Origin of the sequence: Pseudoalteromonas sp. HL-AS1 (genome assembly GCF_031198785.1) — a bacterium.
Taxonomy (GTDB): Bacteria; Pseudomonadota; Gammaproteobacteria; order Enterobacterales; family Alteromonadaceae; genus Pseudoalteromonas; species Pseudoalteromonas distincta.
The window spans coordinates 103,577-122,624 of record NZ_CP133569.1 but is presented as its reverse complement, the minus strand read 5'-3'; the positions used below and the strand labels follow the sequence as shown (position 1 = coordinate 122,624).

The 19,048-nt window shown below is 39.6% G+C and carries 16 protein-coding genes; 9 read left to right on the top strand and 7 right to left on the bottom strand.

Annotated elements, in window-relative coordinates; genetic code table 11:
- Nucleotides 1-91: 91 nt before the first annotated feature.
- Nucleotides 92-1,933, top strand: a complete 1,842-nt coding sequence (locus RB214_RS00595) for a M1 family metallopeptidase (protein WP_309168932.1) — start codon at nt 92-94, stop codon at nt 1,931-1,933.
- A gap of 58 nt (nt 1,934-1,991) precedes the next feature.
- Here RB214_RS00595 and RB214_RS00590 read toward each other — a convergent pair whose 3' ends face one another.
- On the bottom strand, nt 1,992-2,591 hold the full coding sequence (locus tag RB214_RS00590) for a DUF2057 domain-containing protein (RefSeq protein WP_004334921.1): 600 nt from the start codon (nt 2,589-2,591) through the stop codon (nt 1,992-1,994).
- 92 nt (nt 2,592-2,683) lie between these two features.
- On the opposite strand from RB214_RS00590, the gene RB214_RS00585 reads away from it, so the two are divergent.
- The 3 genes from RB214_RS00585 (at nt 2,684) to RB214_RS00575 (ending at nt 6,251) form a co-directional block, all read left to right on the top strand.
- Complete coding sequence (locus RB214_RS00585) at nt 2,684-3,052, top strand: histidine triad nucleotide-binding protein (protein WP_004334923.1); 369 nt, start codon at nt 2,684-2,686, stop codon at nt 3,050-3,052.
- 219 nt (nt 3,053-3,271) lie between these two features.
- Nucleotides 3,272-3,928, top strand: a complete 657-nt coding sequence (locus RB214_RS00580) for a response regulator transcription factor (RefSeq protein ID WP_004334929.1) — start codon at nt 3,272-3,274, stop codon at nt 3,926-3,928.
- 166 nt (nt 3,929-4,094) lie between these two features.
- Nucleotides 4,095-6,251, top strand: a complete 2,157-nt coding sequence (locus tag RB214_RS00575) for a response regulator (RefSeq protein ID WP_024606307.1) — start codon at nt 4,095-4,097, stop codon at nt 6,249-6,251.
- A gap of 30 nt (nt 6,252-6,281) precedes the next feature.
- Here RB214_RS00575 and RB214_RS00570 read toward each other — a convergent pair whose 3' ends face one another.
- The 3 genes from RB214_RS00570 to RB214_RS00560 all read right to left on the bottom strand — a co-directional run bounded on the left by RB214_RS00570 (nt 6,282) and on the right by RB214_RS00560 (nt 9,676).
- On the bottom strand, nt 6,282-7,697 hold the full coding sequence (locus RB214_RS00570) for a mannose-1-phosphate guanylyltransferase/mannose-6-phosphate isomerase (RefSeq protein ID WP_309167930.1): 1,416 nt from the start codon (nt 7,695-7,697) through the stop codon (nt 6,282-6,284).
- 75 nt (nt 7,698-7,772) lie between these two features.
- A complete protein-coding gene (locus tag RB214_RS00565; protein WP_222714764.1) occupies nt 7,773-8,546 on the bottom strand; it encodes an amidohydrolase in 774 nt (257 codons plus the stop codon).
- Nucleotides 8,534-9,676 (bottom strand): methionine aminotransferase, encoded by a 1,143-nt coding sequence (locus RB214_RS00560; protein WP_309167929.1) that lies wholly within the window; start codon nt 9,674-9,676, stop codon nt 8,534-8,536. Before RB214_RS00560 ends, RB214_RS00565 begins: the two co-directional genes overlap by 13 nt.
- 108 nt (nt 9,677-9,784) lie before the next feature.
- Here RB214_RS00560 and RB214_RS00555 point away from each other — a divergent pair, with 108 nt between their 5' ends.
- From RB214_RS00555 to RB214_RS00545, 3 genes are read left to right on the top strand one after another with little or no spacing between them, the layout of a single operon-like run.
- Nucleotides 9,785-10,414, top strand: a complete 630-nt coding sequence (locus RB214_RS00555) for a methylthioribulose 1-phosphate dehydratase (protein WP_024589460.1) — start codon at nt 9,785-9,787, stop codon at nt 10,412-10,414.
- On the top strand, nt 10,411-11,097 hold the full coding sequence (mtnC, locus tag RB214_RS00550) for an acireductone synthase (protein WP_309167928.1): 687 nt from the start codon (nt 10,411-10,413) through the stop codon (nt 11,095-11,097). The genes RB214_RS00555 and mtnC overlap by 4 nt, the downstream gene beginning before the upstream one ends.
- Nucleotides 11,094-11,636: an acireductone dioxygenase gene (locus RB214_RS00545; protein WP_309167927.1), complete on the top strand. Its 543-nt coding sequence runs from the start codon at nt 11,094-11,096 to the stop codon at nt 11,634-11,636. The genes mtnC and RB214_RS00545 overlap by 4 nt, the downstream gene beginning before the upstream one ends.
- 75 nt (nt 11,637-11,711) lie before the next feature.
- Here RB214_RS00545 and mtnA read toward each other — a convergent pair whose 3' ends face one another.
- Nucleotides 11,712-12,737 carry an S-methyl-5-thioribose-1-phosphate isomerase gene (gene mtnA / locus RB214_RS00540; protein ID WP_309167926.1) on the bottom strand — a complete coding sequence of 342 codons (1,026 nt, stop codon included), beginning with the start codon at nt 12,735-12,737 and terminating at the stop codon, nt 11,712-11,714.
- Nucleotides 12,738-12,866: 129 nt separating this feature from the next.
- On the opposite strand from mtnA, the gene mtnK reads away from it, so the two are divergent.
- Together mtnK and RB214_RS00530 are read left to right on the top strand one after the other, a co-directional pair.
- Complete coding sequence (gene mtnK, locus RB214_RS00535) at nt 12,867-14,084, top strand: S-methyl-5-thioribose kinase (RefSeq protein ID WP_165726891.1); 1,218 nt, start codon at nt 12,867-12,869, stop codon at nt 14,082-14,084.
- Between the two features lie 128 nt (nt 14,085-14,212).
- Entirely contained in the window at nt 14,213-15,586 is a 1,374-nt protein-coding gene (locus RB214_RS00530; protein WP_309167925.1) for an IS4 family transposase, read from the top strand.
- A 42-nt stretch (nt 15,587-15,628) separates the two neighbouring features.
- On the opposite strand, the gene RB214_RS00525 is transcribed toward RB214_RS00530, so the two are convergent.
- The gene (locus RB214_RS00525; protein WP_007579865.1) at nt 15,629-17,095 is read right to left on the bottom strand and encodes an FMN-binding glutamate synthase family protein; all 1,467 of its coding nucleotides are present in this window, start codon (nt 17,093-17,095) and stop codon (nt 15,629-15,631) included.
- A 112-nt stretch (nt 17,096-17,207) separates the two neighbouring features.
- Entirely contained in the window at nt 17,208-18,986 is a 1,779-nt protein-coding gene (locus RB214_RS00520; protein ID WP_309167924.1) for a DUF885 domain-containing protein, read from the bottom strand.
- Nucleotides 18,987-19,048: the final 62 nt, after the last annotated feature.

Sequence of the window (19,048 nt, the reverse complement as noted above, 5' to 3'; positions counted from 1 at the left end):
CAAATGTGGCACTAGATTGTAAAAATCACTCAACCCGCCGTGTCAATCGTGATATAAAACCAGCACTTTTTTATTTGTGTTCAGAGTAATGATGAAAATTAAACCTCTTTTTTTAAGCCTCGCTATGGCGGGTATGTGTTCGCAAGCAATGGCTAATGCGATTGACCAAAACTCGTATGCTAACCTTGATGATGTTGTTACTACTCACTTAAACCTTGATTTAGATGTCGATTTTGCCGACAAGCAGTTAGAAGGTTTTGTAGAGCATATTCTTCAGTGGAACAACAGCAAAAGTAGAACTCTCGTACTTGATACCCGCGACTTAGACATTGATAAAGTAATGTACAAAGAGCAAAGCGGCAACTGGAAAAAAGCGACTTTTGATTTAGCTAAGCGAGATGACGTTAAAGGTTCAAAGCTTACTATTGTGTTTAAAAACCAAGCTGAAGTAGTTCGTATTTATTACAACAGTCGTCCAGAAGCTTCAGGCCTGCAATGGTTAACACCAGAGCAAACGGCAAGTAAAACGCATCCATTTATGTACAGCCAATCGCAAGCAATTCATGCACGTAGTTGGATCCCAGTGCAAGATACACCCGCAATGCGTGTAACTTACTCTGCACGAATTCATACACCAAAAGATATACGTGCTGTAATGAGTGCCGACAACAAAGATGCGCTTTATAAAGATGGCGACTACATTTTTGATATGCCACAAGCAATTTCACCTTACCTAATTGCTATTGGCGCAGGTAACTTAGAATTTAAAGCAATGTCGCATCAAACAGGCATATTTGCTGAACCGACAATTTTAGATGCCTCAGTTGCTGAATTTGACGACACCCAAGCCATGATCGATAAAACAAACGCGATGTACGGCGAATATGCATGGAGTCGCTACGACTTATTAATGCTACCACCAAGTTTTCCGTTTGGTGGCATGGAAAACCCACGCTTATCATTTATTACTCCAACGGTTGTTGCCGGTGATAAAAGCTTAGTTAACCTTATTGCTCATGAGCTTGCTCATTCTTGGTCAGGTAACTTAGTAACTAACGCAACGTGGGAAGATTTATGGTTAAACGAAGGTTTTACCTCGTACGTTGAAAACCGCATTATGGAAGAAGTATTTGGCCGTGACCGTGCGGTTATGGAACAAGCACTTGATTCAGCGTCTTTACGCGCACAACTTAAAACAATTGATGCACCAGATACACGCCTTAATTTAAAACTTAACGGCCGCGACCCAGACGATGCATTCAGTTCAGTGCCTTACACTAAAGGTCAATTATTTTTAATTTACCTAGAAAACAAATATGGTCGCGATAAATTTGACCCGTTTGTAAAAGCGTACTTTAAAGAGTTTTCGTTTAAATCACTTACTACCGCGCAATTTGTTACTTACTTAAAAGCTAACTTAATTGAAAAGTATCCTGATGTTGTAAGCATGGATAAAGTAAACGAATGGATTTTTGAACCTGGATTACCAAGTGATGCGCCAAACCCTACTTCTGATGCATTTGATAAAGTAGATACTGCAACAGCAGCATGGCTAAAAGGCGACACAACTGCAGCTCAACTGCCAACAGCTGATTGGTCTGTGCATGAGTGGCTACACTTTTTAAATAACTTACCACGTGATTTAAGCCAGGAGCACATGGTAGAGCTTGACTCAGAATTTAACCTAACACAGTCAACTAATGCTGAACGTGCGTTTGCTTGGTTTATGCTAGCAGTAGGAAATGGTTATCAACCAATTTACCCTGCACTTGATAAGCACTTATCAGGCATTGGCCGTCGTAAGTTAATTGTACCGTTATATAAATCCCTTATCACTAACGGTAAAAAAGAGTGGGCACAAAGCGTGTACTTAAAAGCACGCCCGGGTTACCACCCACTTGCACAAGGCACTATTGACGCATTATTTGAATAAATAGCGTTAACTAGAAACTAAAAAGGGCCAAATTTGGCCCTTTTGTTTTGCTATTTTTCTACTTTGTCACTTTTTCTAAAAAAGCTTTACGCTCTGCAGTTGTGGCTTGTTGCCACCAAAAATCAAGCATTTGCGGCGCACTTGGCATGCCTTTACCTGTAATGGGTGCTATCGGCTTTATTGGCTGACTAGGACGAGAAGGTCCTGCAGGCATTGTATTTTGCATTACCGGTTTATTGCTTGCTAGCTGCGTGTTAGAAATAACACTTAAAGGCTTAGCAACAGCGCTACTTTTTGCTTTTAAACTAACTTGTGGTGCTTCTGCAAATACTTTTGCAGATACTGCATTTTCAGCACGATTAAACACTAAGGTATAATCTTTACCTGCTTCAACAGTTACACTTACCCAAAATGGTTCCGACTCCACAACTTCATGCGTGTCATAATCATCTTCATATAAATCGGTATATTTTAGCCTAAGCTGGTAAGTTCCTGGCGCAAGCTCTACATCATCAATACGGCTAAACAAAGAGCTTTCTAGCATTTTATCACCCACTTGTAGTGGTACAATTTCTTCTGGAAAGTGAATGTTTTCAGCATTAGCCGAAAAACTAAGTAGTAATGCAACTGCACTACTTATTAAAATTGGTTTAAGCATATTAACTCCTTTATTTGATTTCAGTTTGACACTGCTTTGAAAGTTTGTCATTAGTGAGCTTAAAATTCATAACACTTAATTAGGAACACACTATGAGCCAAGAGACTATTTTTACCAAAATAATTAATCGTGAAATTCCGGCCGACATTGTCTACGAAGATGAAGACACCCTCGCATTTAAAGATATAAACCCACAAGCGCCATTTCATGTGTTAATTATCCCCAAAAAAGCAATTGCTACTATAAATGATATAAATCCTGAAAACTCACATTTAGTAGGCAATTTATACGTTGTTGCGGCAAAATTAGCTAAGCAGCACAATTTTGCTGAGGACGGATACCGCGTGGTCATGAACTGTAATGAACATGGTGGACAAACCGTTTATCACATACATTTACATATGCTTGGCGGTAAAGAAATGGGATGGCCACCTTACCAAAATGTAAAAAAAGTAAATTAATTAAATATTTTTATCTAACTATTCTGCTCAACCAATTAGTTACAAACGTTATGATTTTTCATGGTTATAAAGAGTAAATGGTTACTTATTTGCAACATTTTATGTTTAAATAATCATAAAATCGTATTTGTTATTGAGTGCTTCAGCGACTTTCTAATACAAAAGGTGCGGAAGTCGTGATAAACTTAAACAGTCAGCTTTATAAAAGAGTATAAAAACATGAGCAGTTCAGCCTTTTTGTTATTAGATCAAGAGCCAATTAACACTATTGGTATTAACGTTTTAGAACCTTTGTTAAAAACGCAAGGCCTTGACGTAACCACGGGTACTAATATTTTAGATATACCTGAAGGGACTCGACTTTTGTTTATCGAAACATCTAGCAAGGATGCATGGGGAAAACTAAAAGAACAACTAGTAAACCTACGTATTAAATGCGATATCATATTATTTAATCTAGACGAGAACCCTGAGCTTGCTAATCGTGCATTGTTGAGCGGTATTCGTGGCGTATTTTACACAACAGATAACGCCGATGTATTAATGAAAGGTATTCGTTTACTACTTGAAGATCAGCTTTGGTACCGTCGCGATATTATGTGTAATGCATTAAATCGTATGCTGCAATTTAATAAAGATGCGCTGCATAAACTAACCGAAGGGGATATTGAGCCTGTTAAACTTACTAAACGAGAAAAAGCAATAATCTCACTAATGAGTAAAGGTTCGAAGAATAAAGAAATCGCAGAAGATTTAAGTATCAGTCCACACACAGTTAAAACACATTTATATAGCGCATTTAGAAAAACTAAATGTCGTAACCGTATTGAGCTCCTATCTTGGGCACAACAAAATATCCCTGATGAAATTCGTTAATCATATATTTAGTTTAAAATTAAAAACAGACACTTAGGTGTCTGTTTTTGTATGTGTTACACACTTATTTAATACCAATTTGCTTGCCTAAGTGATCTGTTTTGATAATTGGTATAAGTGTATACTTTTAATAATCTTAGTTTAAAACTACTTTGCTGGAATATTAATGCTCGACTCTTTCACTCTTTATTTTGCCAGCATCGCCATCATGGTTGTAATGACCTTACTTAACTTTTTAACATGGCGAACGAACAAACAAATATCGGGCACGCTGCTATACATTTTCTATCCCATATTGCTTTTAGGCTCTGTTATTGGTTTTACTCTTGTTGGTGATACACATAATTTAGTAATTATTAGCGCTGCCAGTAGCATGATGTTTGCCGCATCAATAGTGCATTGTTTATCGCTCAGTCAGTTTTTAAATTATCACGGCATTGGTTTTAAATTACTTTGCTCAGTAACCGCTTTTTGCACTGTAATGCTTGGCTATTACACCTTTTTTGACCCATCTCTACACGAAAGAGTGATTGCATCCGATATACAACACATAGCAGAAGCCGGCTTTTTACTCTTTATATTTATTAAGTACGCGCGCAAACCCTACCCTAATGGCAGCATTGTATACATAACCATTTTAACGCTTGTTGCTTTGAGCTTTATCGGCCGCTCGTTATTTATGGATAACATTGAACAAAAAAATCTTTTAGTAAACGGCTGGTTTAGCTCTTTATTATTTTTAAATGGGGTAATTGCGCCCATGTTTTATGCTGCAGGTATGGCGTTATTATGTAATGAGCGCAGAGAACAGCACCTCAATAAACTCGCCGATAAAGCACAAAAAGATTTAGAAATTCGCGGGCTCTTTTTATCAACAATAAGCCACGAAATTCGCACCCCACTAAACGGTATTTTAGGCAGCGCCCAACTTGTTATGAACCAAACAAGTGATACCCGCAATAAAGCCTATTGCGAGGCAATTATAAATTCTGCCGAATCACTTAACTTGTTGGTAGATAAGGTCCTTGATTACGCGAGCCTAGATCAAAGTGACGAAGCGCTTTACGAAGAAGATGTAGAATTTAAAACATGGCTTAATAATTTATGTTTATTACTAAGCCCAATGGCCGAGCAAAAGCAGCTAAAATTTGAGCTTATCTATAATATTCCTGAGCAAGCCTGTTATTACTGCGACCAACAAAAACTTAGACAAATAATTATTAATTTAGTCGGTAACGCTATTAAATTTACAGATCACGGAACCGTTAAAATTCAGGTTGATTTAGTATTAGAAAAACAACTTGAGCACACTATAAAAATTAGTGTCAAAGATTCAGGACCAGGTATAGAAAATGACGAGATAGCCTACTTAACAGAACCTTATGTACAAAGTAGCGCAGGAAAAGAAAAAGGCGGAACCGGCCTTGGTTTAGCTATTACTAGCCGCCTGCTTGAAAAGCTCAGTAGCCGACTCGAAATAGCCAGCCAGCTTGGTACTGGTAGTGTATTTAGCTTTACCGTTACTTTTACTTTAGGTGAATTAAGCCTTGTAGAGCAGCGCCATCAAACTAAAGATTACTTAACAGGTCTTGATGTATTACTGGTTGAAGATTTAGATTTAAATCAAAAAATTGCTATAGAATTCATGGCCGACGATGAACACAAAATTAAGCTCGCAAAAGATGGGAAAAGTGCCATAGAGCTCATGCAAGCTCACCACTTCGATGTTGTTTTGCTTGATATGAACCTACCTGATTTAACAGGCCAAGAAGTACTTAAACGTCTAAAACGCATTGATCATAAAAATCAACGAACGCCTGTACTCGCATTTACTGCAAGCCTTAGCCCTGACGAAGTAAAAGAGTATTTAGAATTAGGAATAAAAGACATTGTAGGCAAGCCTATTAAGCATGAAAAGCTTCGCCAAGCACTTAGTGACTCTCAATCTAATCAAACTGCGAGCATTGCAGTAGAGCTTATTGATACCTTGTATGACAAAACAGCGGCCGAAACACTCACCAGCTCATTTAGTGAAGATGAAGTGTCTTCAATTTATAATGAATTTGTGCTTTCAGCCCGCAACAAGCTAATTCGCTGTCAAAAGCTTATTGACCAACAACCAGAGCAATGCATTAAGCTTTTACATCGCCAAGCAAGTACCGCTCTGCAACTTGGTTTTAATCGCTATGGTATTGAGCTTAAAAAAATAGAGCGCCGTTTACTCGATAAAAAGCCACATAACGATATGCTTGATGAAGCGCTAGATCTGTGGCAACGCAGCTTAGAGCAATATTTAAAGTTTGTGCGTGGGCAGTTAGAGTAATAGTGAATTAGCTTTAAAAAAAGCTAATGATTAGCCTCTTCCATATTTATCATCAAATCGCTCTATATCGCTTTCATCAAGTACAGCACCGGTTTGCACTTCAATGACAATTAACGGGTCTTTTTGATTATTAGCCAAGCTATGAATTTGTTTTGCGGCGATATAACACGATTGATCGTGCGTTAGCGTATGTACTTGCTTATCAATACACACATCTGCAATACCCGAAACCACAACCCAATGTTCAGCGCGATGCTGATGGCGCTGCGTCGAAAGCTTAGCACCACTGTTAACAGTAATTTTTTTAACTTTAAAGCCAGTGCCTTCAACCAAAGTACGGTAATTCCCCCATGGGCGAAAAACCACTTGATGATGATTAAGTTTATCAGCCTGTGTTGTAGCAATTTGCTTAAGCAACAAAGGCAGAGAATCTAGCTCATTTTGGTTTGCAATTAACGTGGCATCATGAGTATGAATAATTGCTAAATTGCTTACTCCAAGCATGGCAATAGTGTGTTCAGCCTCGTTAATAACTAAGTTATTAGTGCTTTTTTGAGCCATATAATTAGCATTTAAACTATTACCGTTTTCATCTTTTTTTGTAAGCGCATCAAGGGATGAAAAACTACCTACATCACTCCATTTTAAATCAACAGGCATAACAACTACGTTATTACTGCGCTCTAAAATGGCGTAATCAATTGAATCGCTTGGGCAGTGTTCAAGCGCACTGTTGCTTGGGCGGGTAAACCCTAAATCTTTAGTAAATTGTGCTGCTGCAGCGACACTCGTTGCTATTTTTGGCGCAAACCGCTCGAACTCTTTTAAATAGGTCGCTGGGGTAAATAAAAACATCCCGCTATTCCAGCTATAACCACCTTGAGCTAAATAACGGTTCGCTGTATCTAAGTCAGGCTTTTCTTTAAATTGAGCAATATCGTAACAACCCGTTCCAGCAATAGCCGCGCCTTGTTTTATATAACCATAACCAGTATGCGGCTCTGTAGGAGTAATAGAAAATGTAACTAGCTTTCCTTGCTCAGCAAGTTTTACAGCTTCAGGGAGCTTAGCCGTTAATACATCAAAGTTTTCAATATGATGATCGGCAGGCATCACTAATAGCGGACCGGTAATCCCATTTTGCAGTGCATAGTGGGCGGCTAATGCGATGGCAGGCGCGGTATTTTTACCTTTGGGTTCGAGTAATAATGCAGTAGGAATTGAGCTTTCAGCTTGCTCGGCGGCAATAAATCTGTGCTGTTCGTTACACACTAAAATAGCATTATCAAACAACTCATTAGAAACACGCGCCAATGTACTTTGCAGCAATGACGTGTTTTCATTTAGTAGTGGTAAAAATTGTTTAGGCATTGCTTGGCGAGAAAGCGGCCACAAGCGAGAGCCTATGCCACCAGCTAAAATTACAGGAGTGATTAAAGTGTTCATGATGTATATTAGCCGCCAACAAAAATATCAGCGACTATTTTAACACTTTATTGGCTCTGCGCTAAATTAACGTGTTTATACTAATGTAAAAGGGTCTGCATCTAAATAGGCAGGAAACGCTGCTTTAAACTCATCCAGTGGCGATTTTTCAAGCGTGATAGTAACTAGTTGCTCTGCGTCATCTTGCGCTTTAGTTAACGCATCGCCTTTGAAGTCGTATACTGCGGTACCGCCATTGTGCGAGGCACCATTACCGTCGTCACCCACACGATTAACGCCTACTACGTAACACAGGTTTTCCATTGCACGCGCCATAAGTAACGTATCCCAAATATGGCGGCGCACAGCAGGCCAATTTGCTACGTTTATCATTACATCGTAGTCGTTATTATTACGTTGAAATACCGGAAAGCGCAGGTCGTAACATACCTGCGGTAATAGTTTAAAGCCGTTGATTTCAAAAATTTTGCGCGCTTGCCCTGCTACAACGTGATCGCCCTCGCTGCCTAAGCGAAATAAATGGCGTTTATCGTAATAATTCACCTCACCATCGGGTTTTACCCAATAAAACCGATTCGCTTTTTTATCACCTTGTGCAACAAGTACCGAACCCGCAATAACCGCATTATGTTTATGAGCCTGCGCCTTTAACCACGTCAGTACTTTACCGTTTTCTGGCTCTGCACAATCTACATTAATAGCAAAGCCAGTCGAGAATGTTTCGGGCAGTAAAATAAGATCGGGCCGATGCGTAATTGCCTCAAGCTGCTTATTAAACATGGCTAAATTAGCATCTTTATCAAGCCAATAAAGCGAGCTTTGCAATGCTGTAATGGTTAAAGTTGACATAATATTTGCGCAGCCTCTATGAGAGTGTTGTCGTTTTTAGCAAAGCATAAACGAATTACTTTATCGGTTGGTGGTTTTTGATAAAACACACTTAACGGAATAGCCGCCACACCTGCTTGCTCAACTAACCAATGGCAAAATTCAACATCGTTTAAATCCGATACATCACTGTAATCTAATAATAAAAAGTAAGTGCCTTGGCTAGGTAAAATTTTAAAACGACTATTACTTAAATGGCTCGCTAATAAGTCGCGTTTTTGCTGATAAAACCCACTTAGCTCATCTATATGCTCGCCTTGCTGCTCGAGCATATCGGCAAGCGCATGCTGTGCGGGGGTAAAACTTGAAAACGTAACGTACTGATGAATTTTTCTAAATTCGACAGCTAAATCGGCAGGTGCAATACAGTAACCCATTTTCCAGCCCGTACTGTGAAACGTTTTACCAAAACTCGATATAACAAAGCTTTTGGCAAATAATTCATCATCGCGTAATACGCTTAAATGCGGTTGTTCATCAAACGTAATGTGCTCATATACCTCATCGCTTATTACATACAAATTGTGAGTACCAACTAACTCTTTAAGCTCTTTTATATCTTGTGGCTGTAATATTTTACCGCTTGGGTTATGAGGCGTATTTATAATAATTGCACAGGTATTTTTAGTAATTGCTTGGCTTACTACTTGCCAATCAATAGTGTAATTTGGCGCACTTAAAGCAATGTGTACCGACTTTCCACCAGCAAGTTCAATTGCGGGTTGGTAAGAGTCATATGCAGGGTCAAATACAATCACTTCATCACTTGGGCGCACAATTGTTTGAATAGCCACAAACAATGCCTCTGTTGCACCCGAGGTAACAGTCACTTGATCAGCCGCGTTTATATCAGCTGCATATTTGCGCTTTGCTAAATCAGCAATTTGTTGCTGTAATCGTGGTACACCACTTGAAGGTGAATATTGATTAACGCCCTGCTGCACGTAATAATTTAACTGCGTTTTTAAAAGATCAGGAGCATCAAACTCAGGAAAGCCTTGAGAGAGATTAATTGCCGAAAACTCATTAGCCAACCCGCTCATTTGGCTAAATATACTAACGCCTAAATTTGGTAATTTACTTTCAAACACGTGATGCCCTTAATGATGGTTTTGCGCTTAAAGCGATGCTATCATTGCTTAAAACAGAAGTATAGCCGTCTAAAAATAATTAACTTTACGCTCATTAGTGAGGAATGTATGCAAAACAATACCGCTATTTCACAACTTATTGAAGCCGGAAAATGGGTTAGCCAAAAAGGCTGGGTGCCCGCTACAGGTGGAAACTTTTCAGCTCGTACTAGCACTGGCTTTGTTGTTACAGCAAGTGGGCACGATAAAGGCTCACTGACGCAAGAGCATTTTTTGCAATTAGATCACCAAGGCGAGCGCCTAGCAGGAGCTGTAAAGCCATCGGCAGAAACACAATTACACCTAAGTTTGTATCAGCTTATACCTGATGCACAGTGTGTTTTGCATACTCATTCTGTAGCCGCCACCGTACTGTCGCAAATTACCCAAAGGCATCAGCTTGATTTAACAGGCTATGAAATGCAAAAAGCACTGAGCGGCTTTACTTCGCATTTAGAAACGCTGAGCATTCCTATTTTCGATAACGATCAAGATATTGACCGATTAAGCCTGCTGGTCAGTGACCATCATTTACATACACCAATAGAGCATGGCGTACTTATACGTGGTCATGGCTTATATGCTGTAGGGCGCAATATTGATGAAGTTCGCCGCCACCTAGAAGCCTTAGAGTTTTTATTTAGCTGCGAACTAGAGCGCCTAAAAATAATAGGCATTCAAGCGGGAGTAACTAAATGATTAAAGCCATTTTAACCGATATTGAAGGCACAATAACCCGTATTTCGTTTGTTAAAGAGGTGTTGTTTCCTTACGCGGCAAAGCAGTTACCTACCTTTGTACGTGCCAATGCTAATAAGCCTAATGTAGCCGAGCAAATTAATGCCGTAAAAGCGCTTATTGAAAAGCCAAACGCCAATATAGAAGAAGTCATTAGCACTTTACTTACTTGGATTGATGAAGATAAAAAAATCACTCCACTTAAGCAGTTACAAGGCTTAATTTGGCAAACAGGGTATGAACACGGTGATTTTAAAGGGCATTTATACCCAGATGCATTTGATTTTTTACAAGCTCAACACAACAACGATATTACTTTATATGTGTACTCGTCAGGGTCGGTAAAAGCGCAGCAGCTACTTTTTAAATACAGTGATTATGGCGACATTCGCAGCTTGTTTACTGACTTTTTTGACACCAAAGTTGGCGCAAAACAAGAGCAAACAGCCTATAACACTATTGTTGAGCTGTTACCGTTTAAAGCAGCAGAAATACTCTTTTTAAGTGATGTAGCCGGCGAGCTTGATGCCGCACAAGCTGCGGGCTTAAAAACACTACATTTAATTCGTGATGGGCAAGCAAGCACTAAAGCACACCCTTATATTAATGACTTTAGCCAATTTAAATTGGAGAAATTAGTATGAGCCAATTAACGGTGTATGCCGACAACAATGCAAACAAAGCACTTGTAAGCACATCAAATGCTGATGATATTGTAAATCAACTAGCTAAAGTAAACGTACGCTTTGAACAGTGGCAAGCAAATGCAGATATTAATGAGCACACCACCCATGAGCAAATTATTAGTGCGTACAAAAACGATATAGATCGGTTAAAAACTGAAAATGGCTATCAAATAGTAGACGTTATATCTCTAGCTAAAGGTAATCTTGGCGCATCAGAGCTGCGCAAAAAGTTTTTATTTGAACATACCCATAGTGAAGACGAAGTGCGTTTTTTTGTAAAAGGCCAAGGGCTATTTTGCCTACATTTAGGCAATAAGGTTTATCAGGTACTTTGCCAACAAGGCGATTTAATTTCAGTGCCTGAACTTACCCCGCATTGGTTTGATATGGGAAGCGACCCTGAGTTTACTGCCATTCGCTTATTTAACAATACAGAGGGCTGGGTAGCAAAAAGTACTGACTCGTCTATTGCAGAGCAATTTCCGCTATTATCGTAAGTTAGTCATTCATTCATTCATTCAAAACCTTGGTCCACACTAATAAACATAATGTGAACCAAGGATATTACGAAATTATTTAAGCTTTAAAAGTTCGCCACTTTCTACCTGACTTTGGTTATACACACCGGTATCTAACACCCACCCTGTGACCAGTTTTGCCGGCGTTATATCAAATGCAGGGTTATACACATTAGCATTAGTGGGCGCCCATAAAGCCTCACCAAAGCTACCGCTAACTCCGCGCACTTCTTGAGGATTACGTTGCTCTATTTCTATATCACCACCACACGCGGTGTTGGTATCAAGCGTGGTAATAGGCGCGACCACATAAAATGGAATGTTATGAAAATGCGCTAGTACGGCTAAATTATAAGTACCCACTTTATTAGCAAAATCACCATTGGCAGCAATGCGATCAGCCCCTACCACTATTTTATCCACCTTACCTGCAGCCATTAAACTCGCCGCCATATTATCGCAAATTAATGTGTAAGGTATTTTCCAGCGCTCAAGCTCAAAGGCAGTTAAGCGACCGCCTTGTAATAATGGTCGTGTTTCATCAACCCACACATGTACGTTGCCATATTTTTGCTGCGCTTTGTAAATAACACCTAGTGCAGTACCAATACCAGCGGTTGCAAGCGCCCCTGTATTACAATGGGTTAATATGTTGTCGCCACTATTTATAAGTTCGGCGCCACGGCTTGCCATTCGCTCACACAGCTCAATATCTTCAATAAACAACCGCTCGGCTGTGGTAACAATACCGGCAACATAATCGCTTTGCGTTAAAGCTTTACGCAATGCCGCCATACAATGCATTAAATTAACCGCCGTTGGGCGAGTGGCTTCTAGCTCATTGATTGCTTTTTCAAGCTCACCTTTAACTACCCCTTGCTCAGCTAAATACGCCACTAACAAGCTCGCGCTTAAACCAATAAGTGGAGCTCCACGTACTTTTAAACTAATGATCAGCTCTTTCATGGTTTCTACATCATGGCATTGATGCCATACCTGCTGGTGAGGTAGTAAATATTGGTCGAGCACACTAAGCGACCCGTTTTCATATTTTAAACTGCTTGCGATTAAATTTTGCATAATGCTTAAGGTATTAAAAATGCGTAACGTTATTTTACACCACTTTGAATAACTCTCAAGTTGGACTTGTAGACATCTAAACATTTAAAGGTATAGAATGCTTAAAAGCTGATTTTTGAGATTTAAACCATGACTAACTATGTTGCTTTTAATGCACAGCGCGCTATCGATTATGTATCGACATTAATTGAGTCTAAACAATGTAATTTTTTTGCTCCCGGACAAGCCTTATCGGCATATGAGTTTGGTGATGGCAATCTTAATTTAGTATTTAGAATTACTGATGAGCAAAACAATAGTGTTATTTTAAAGCAAGCTCTGCCTTACGCGCGTTGCGTGGGTGAGTCGTGGCCATTAACGCTTGATAGAGCTCGTATAGAAGCACAAGTTTTGCTTAATCATGGCGCTATTTGCCCAACTTATACTGCTAGGGTTTTACATTATAGTGAAATGCAAGCACTGACTATTTTAGAAGATTTAGGTAATTTACAAATACTGCGAACTGCACAAAATAATGCTGAGCAATTTCCTAAATTAGCGCAGCACGTAGCTACCTACTTAAGCCATACTGGTTTTTATAATTCAGATTTTTATTTAACCGCACAAACTAAAAAAGCGCTAGTTAGCCAATTTACTAACCCTGAGCTTTGCCAAATCACTGAAGACTTATTTTTTAGCGATCCGTACATTGAGCACGAACGCAATAACTATCCAAAGCAACTACAAAGCGAAGTTGATGCAATACACAAAAACAGCGCATTAAAATTAGAAATAGCAAAACTAAAAGCTAATTTTTTATCTAACCCGCAAACATTACTTCATGGTGATATGCATAGCGGCAGTATTTTTGTTGATTGTAATAATACAAAGATGATCGATCCTGAGTTTGGTTTTTTTGGTCCTGCTGGGTTCGATATTGGCTCTTTTATTGGCAATTTACTTTTAAATTACTGCGCACAATACGGGCATATTGAAGATTTTGTGGCTCGTCGTAATTACCAAACCCACTTATTAAGCACCCTTGTTGAATGCTATACCTTATTTGAACAGCATTGGCTTACGCTTATAAATGAGCACACTACTGATAATTCGCTAAAAGTTACAGGCTACGATGAATACTTTATAAAAGGCGTATTACAAGACGCCATTGGTTACTGTGGTGCTGAGTTAATTAGGCGCACCATAGGGCTCGCACATGTAACCGATATAGATAGTATTGGTGATGATAAGGCGCGTCTTATAGTGCAAAAACAAACATTAGCACTAGGCGAGCAACTTATTTTGAATGCCCACACGTGCAACAACAAAGAAGCATTTTTTAGTTTATTAATAAGCCAATTAAACTAAAAAACACTAAAAAAGGCGCTATTAGCTGTCTCTTATACACAAATCCCTGCTAAGAAATTAGCGGGGATTTTTTTGAACTAAATCTCAATGTCATGATCAGATCTTCAAATCTTGTTTGAGGGCACATTATGATTAACGAACATACTCATTGGGCAAAACAACAATTCGGTAAATCGGACTTAGGTGATCCAAGAAGAACAGCGCGTCTGGTAAAGTTAGCATCAACGCTTGCAAATGAACCAGGAAAACCACTTGTGAACATCACTCAATCCCCCGCCGATATGGAAGGTGCCTACCGCTTTATTCGCAACGAGAATATTGACGCAACGGCTATAGCAGAGTCAGGCTTTAAAGCCACGGTTGAACAAGCAAAAAGTCATAACTTATTGCTCGCATTAGAAGACACGACCACACTAATTTATAAGCATTCCTCCATTCGAGATGATTTGGGTCATGTCGGACGAGGAGCAAAACAACGAGGCTTGTTAGCTCATAGCGTATTACTGTTTGCGCCAGACACAAAGCAAGTTGTGGGATTAATTGAACAGTCTCGCTGGAGTCGTGATATCAACACGATTGGAAAAAGAGAAAAACACGCGACGACTTCTTACGAAGAAAAAGAAAGTTACAAGTGGGAGTCAGCGTCACGAGCGATGGCAGAGCGGCTGCAAGGACAAATGGCGAACGTGATATCGGTGTGTGACCGCGAAGCGGACATCTACGAATACTTGCAGTATAAACTGACCGAGCAGCAACGATTCGTCGTACGCTCGATGCAAAGTCGTCATATTGAAGAAGGTGAGGATAAGCTCTATGCGTTTGCAAGCGAGCTGATGAGTGCAGGCACCAAACACATCCACATTGCACAAAAAGGAGGAAGAAAAGCCCGAAGCGCAACACTGGATATCACCTATGCGCCAGTGACACTCAAAGCGCCTTACAATAAGAAAGGACACTCCCTCCCAGTTTACTATGTCGGCTGTACAGAGCGAGGAAACGCTAAGAATGGCTTAAGCTGGCACCTATTAACCAGTGAACCAGTCACCAGCAAAGAAGACGCCTTAGCTATCATCACCTACTATGAGCACCGTTGGCTTGTAGAGGAATACCATAAAGTCTGGAAAAGTGATGGTACGGATATCGAAAGTTTACGCCTTCAAAGCCAAGATAACATGGAAAGATTGGTGACGATTAATGGCTTTATTGCGACGCGAATATTGCAACTAAAGTTCACCAATGAGCAGCCTGATTCTCCAAGTTGTGAACAACTGTTATATCCCAAAGCATGGAAGTTATTGTGGTTAAAGAGAATAAAAACACCATTGCCTGAAACTGCTCCAAATATGTCATGGGCGTATCAGGAACTGGCAAAGTTAGGAGGCTGGAAAGATACCAAGCGCACAGGGCGTGCATCTGTGAAAGTGTTATGGAAAGGATGGCTTAAGTTACAAGCCATCCTGGAAGGCTACGATTTAGCAAAATCTCTTGAGTCAGACTTGTGATCAAGAGACAGCTATTAGCGCCTTTTTTAGTTAGTTAAAAACTTACTTATAGTTTTCGTAAATTTTATCGAGCGGTTCTGATAAACCACTTTCTTGCACTATACGTACATGTTCACGTTTTAATTCGCGTGCACTAGTCACACCACAAGAATGGGCTATTAGCCCAGCTCCATAATGAATGTATTTATTATAGTTAGCTACTCGTTGCGCTTTATCAGCTACATTTAAGCCGCGTTGCAAACGCTCGTTATGCGTAGTGATCCCGGTCGGACAGGTATCTTTATTACATTGCATTGCCTGAATACAGCCCAGTGCAAACATATGCCCTCGAGCCGATACAACAAAATCAGCACCGAGCGCTAACGCCCAAGCAACCTTTGAAGGAACAATTAATTTACCTGAGGCGATTATTTTAATACGATCTCGCAGCCCATGTTTTTCAAGCATATTAACTACAAGCGGTAAACTTTCGCGCAGTGGTAAACCCACCGAATCCATAAGCGGTTGTGGTGCTGCGCCCGTACCACCATCAGCACTATCTATGGTAATAAAGTCAGGTGCAGACTCTATACCACGATGGTTTATTTCAGCGAACAATGTTTCTAACCATCCGTAAGCACCAATTACCGCTTTAAAGCCTGTAGGTTTACCTGTCGCGTTACGCACAGTGGCAATCATATCGAGAATATCGGCTGGGTTTTTAATTTCAGGATGACCATTGGGGCTAATAGAATCTTGCCCTTCTGGTATGCCCCTAATTTTAGCTATTTCGGCGTTAACTTTGCGCCCTGGTAACATACCGCCTTTACCTGGTTTTGCACCTTGGCTCATTTTAAGTTCAAACATTTTTACTTGTTCGTGAGCCGCTATTTCTTTTAGTTTTTCGGTACTTAAATTTCCATGCTCGTCTCGTGCACCATATTTAGCTGTACCAATCTGAAACACTAAATCGGCACCACCTTCTAAATGATAAGGACTTAATCCCCCTTCACCGGTATTCATCCAACAACCCGCTAATTTAGCACCTTTTGATAAAGCACGTACAGCGGGCTTTGAAAGCGCACCAAAACTCATACCAGATACATTGAATAACGAGTTGGTCGTGTAAGGTGTTTTACAGTATGGACCCAAAGTAACATTACTCGGGTCAAGTGCCTCTTCATCTAAAGTAGGAAATGCACAGTTCATAAACATAACCGTACCTGTTACTTCTAAGCTTTGCGTGGAGCCAAATGCAGCCGTACGGTCAACATCTTTTGCTGCACGATAAACCCAACTACGCTCTGCGCGGTTAAACGGCATTTCTTCTCTATCTTGAGCAAAAAAGTACTGTCTAAAAAACTCACCTTGGCGTTCAAAAAAATATCGAAAGCGACCAATAACAGGGTAATTACGTCTAATTGCATGCTTGGTTTGTGTTACATCTCGAATATAAAAAACGACAACGATTAAAACCAATAACCCTAAAACAACAATAAACATACTTGCAAATACATCAATACTAAACATTATAAAATTACTCACCCAAGGCCCCTTGATGACTGTTTTTAAAATAAAAAAGTGCTATACCACCAAAATGACATAACACTTTTATTTGTTCAAGGCTTTAACTGCCTTATATCTAATTCTGTTGTTTAGCTAACTCTGCTTTTATGTATAAACGCACTTGCGTTTCAAGTACCGATAAAGGCACTGAACCATGGCGTAATATTTGATGATGAAATTCACGAATATCAAAGCTTTTTCCTAGCGCTTGCTCTGCTTCAATGCGTAAACGCTTAATAGTAAGCTCACCTATTTTGTACGAAAGCGCCTGTGCAGGCCATGTAATATAACGATCGGTTTCGGTTTTAACGTTATGCAACGAAAGCGCTGTATTTTCGCTCATAAAGTTCATGGCACGCTCGCGACTCCAGCCATACATATGCATACCTGTATCAACAACTAAACGCGCTGCTCGCCACATTTCATACGTTAAACGACCAAAACGGCTATATGGGTCTTGATAAAAACCTGCCTCTAAACCTAAATACTCAGAGTAAAGCCCCCAACCTTCGCCAAATGCCGAGAGGTAAGCATCACGGCGATAGCTCGGCAGATTTTCAAGCTCTGCATTAAGTGATATTTGTAAATGATGGCCAGGCACGGCTTCGTGCAGCGTTAATGCTTCTAAAACATACAAAGGGCGCTTATCTAAAGCGTAAGTATTTACCCAATAATACCCTGCTTCATCATCTCGATTAGAGCCTGAATATCGACCGGTTGTGTATTTAGGTGCAATACTAGCCGGTACAGGTGCTACACCATAAGGTTTGCGTGGTAAGGTATGAAATAACTTAGGCAGTTGTGCATCCATTTTTTTAGCAATATAAGATGCTTCTTTTAAAAGTTGCTCTGGTGTTGTGGCGTAAAATTGTGGATCAGTGCGTAAAAAGTGGATAAATTCGGCAAACGTGCCTTTAAAACCTACTTCTGCTATTACGTTTTCCATTTCACTACGAATTCGCTCAACTTCTTTTAAGCCAAGTTCGTGAATCTCTTTTGGTGTCATGTCGGTAGTGGTGTAGTACTTAGCTCTATTTTTATAAAACGCTTCGCCATTAGGTGTTTCTGATATGCCAATACTTGTACGTGCACCAGGTCGATATTGCTGCGTAAAAAACGCTAAATAATCTTTATAAGATTTTATAACCTCTTCTTTTATAATGATTTTGGCTTTTTGTTGTAGTGCTTTAAATTCACTTTCACTTAAACCCGCTGTGTTAGTTAAAAATGGTTTATAAAATTCAGACGTAGTTACATCGTCAACAATGTAAGCATTAATTGAATCTTCATAACCTTCCAACACAGCTTTAGGTTGAGTAAGCCCTGTCTCAAGCCCTTTTTTCATCCAATACATGTTTTGCTCAAAAAAGCGTGGAACTTGCGACAATCGTGCAAGATACACTTGATAGTCTTCCGGGTTTTTATATTGAGAACTATTTATTATGTACGACAAACCAGAATGAAACCCATATTCAGAGGTGAGCGGCATATAGTGCGCATTAAATACATATTCATCGACACTGTTTTGTACTTGAGCTCGAATAATATCGAAGTTAATTTGATTTTCGTCGCTTAGCTTTTCAATATTAATAGTGTCTAATTCAGCAAGTAATCGCGTTTTATTTTTATATTCTTGCGCTAAAAATTCAGAGGATAAATTTGGTAATAAATAACCATCAACACCACCTACACTATCGTAAGGGTTAATGCTTTCTCTATAATCAACAATACTTTGCGCTACTTGAGTAAATTGTTGATCTGAATTTTGCATGGTCATTTGGCATGCACTTAATGAGCACAAAACCGTGATACCAAATAAAGATTGGCGAAGGGGCTTAATTAAAAAATGATTCATTATAATGTAACTTAGCAGTGTTATTAATTTCATAAAGCTATCGTAGGGTAAATAAATAGCAA

What these genes read in the sequence shown, in the direction of transcription:
- RB214_RS00585 (WP_004334923.1), top strand. Translation starts at nt 2,684, where the DNA reads ATGAGCCAAGAGACTATTTTTACCAAAATAATTAATCGTGAAATTCCG.
- RB214_RS00590 (WP_004334921.1), bottom strand. Translation starts at nt 2,591, where the DNA reads ATGCTTAAACCAATTTTAATAAGTAGTGCAGTTGCATTACTACTTAGT.
- RB214_RS00570 (WP_309167930.1), bottom strand. Translation starts at nt 7,697, where the DNA reads ATGAACACTTTAATCACTCCTGTAATTTTAGCTGGTGGCATAGGCTCT.
- RB214_RS00580 (WP_004334929.1), top strand. Translation starts at nt 3,272, where the DNA reads ATGAGCAGTTCAGCCTTTTTGTTATTAGATCAAGAGCCAATTAACACT.
- RB214_RS00545 (WP_309167927.1), top strand. Translation starts at nt 11,094, where the DNA reads ATGAGCCAATTAACGGTGTATGCCGACAACAATGCAAACAAAGCACTT.
- mtnA (WP_309167926.1), bottom strand. Translation starts at nt 12,737, where the DNA reads ATGCAAAATTTAATCGCAAGCAGTTTAAAATATGAAAACGGGTCGCTT.
- RB214_RS00530 (WP_309167925.1), top strand. Translation starts at nt 14,213, where the DNA reads ATGATTAACGAACATACTCATTGGGCAAAACAACAATTCGGTAAATCG.
- RB214_RS00555 (WP_024589460.1), top strand. Translation starts at nt 9,785, where the DNA reads ATGCAAAACAATACCGCTATTTCACAACTTATTGAAGCCGGAAAATGG.
- RB214_RS00575 (WP_024606307.1), top strand. Translation starts at nt 4,095, where the DNA reads ATGCTCGACTCTTTCACTCTTTATTTTGCCAGCATCGCCATCATGGTT.
- RB214_RS00565 (WP_222714764.1), bottom strand. Translation starts at nt 8,546, where the DNA reads ATGTCAACTTTAACCATTACAGCATTGCAAAGCTCGCTTTATTGGCTT.
- RB214_RS00520 (WP_309167924.1), bottom strand. Translation starts at nt 18,986, where the DNA reads ATGAATCATTTTTTAATTAAGCCCCTTCGCCAATCTTTATTTGGTATC.
- mtnK (WP_165726891.1), top strand. Translation starts at nt 12,867, where the DNA reads ATGACTAACTATGTTGCTTTTAATGCACAGCGCGCTATCGATTATGTA.
- mtnC (WP_309167928.1), top strand. Translation starts at nt 10,411, where the DNA reads ATGATTAAAGCCATTTTAACCGATATTGAAGGCACAATAACCCGTATT.
- RB214_RS00595 (WP_309168932.1), top strand. Translation starts at nt 92, where the DNA reads ATGAAAATTAAACCTCTTTTTTTAAGCCTCGCTATGGCGGGTATGTGT.
- RB214_RS00525 (WP_007579865.1), bottom strand. Translation starts at nt 17,095, where the DNA reads ATGTTTAGTATTGATGTATTTGCAAGTATGTTTATTGTTGTTTTAGGG.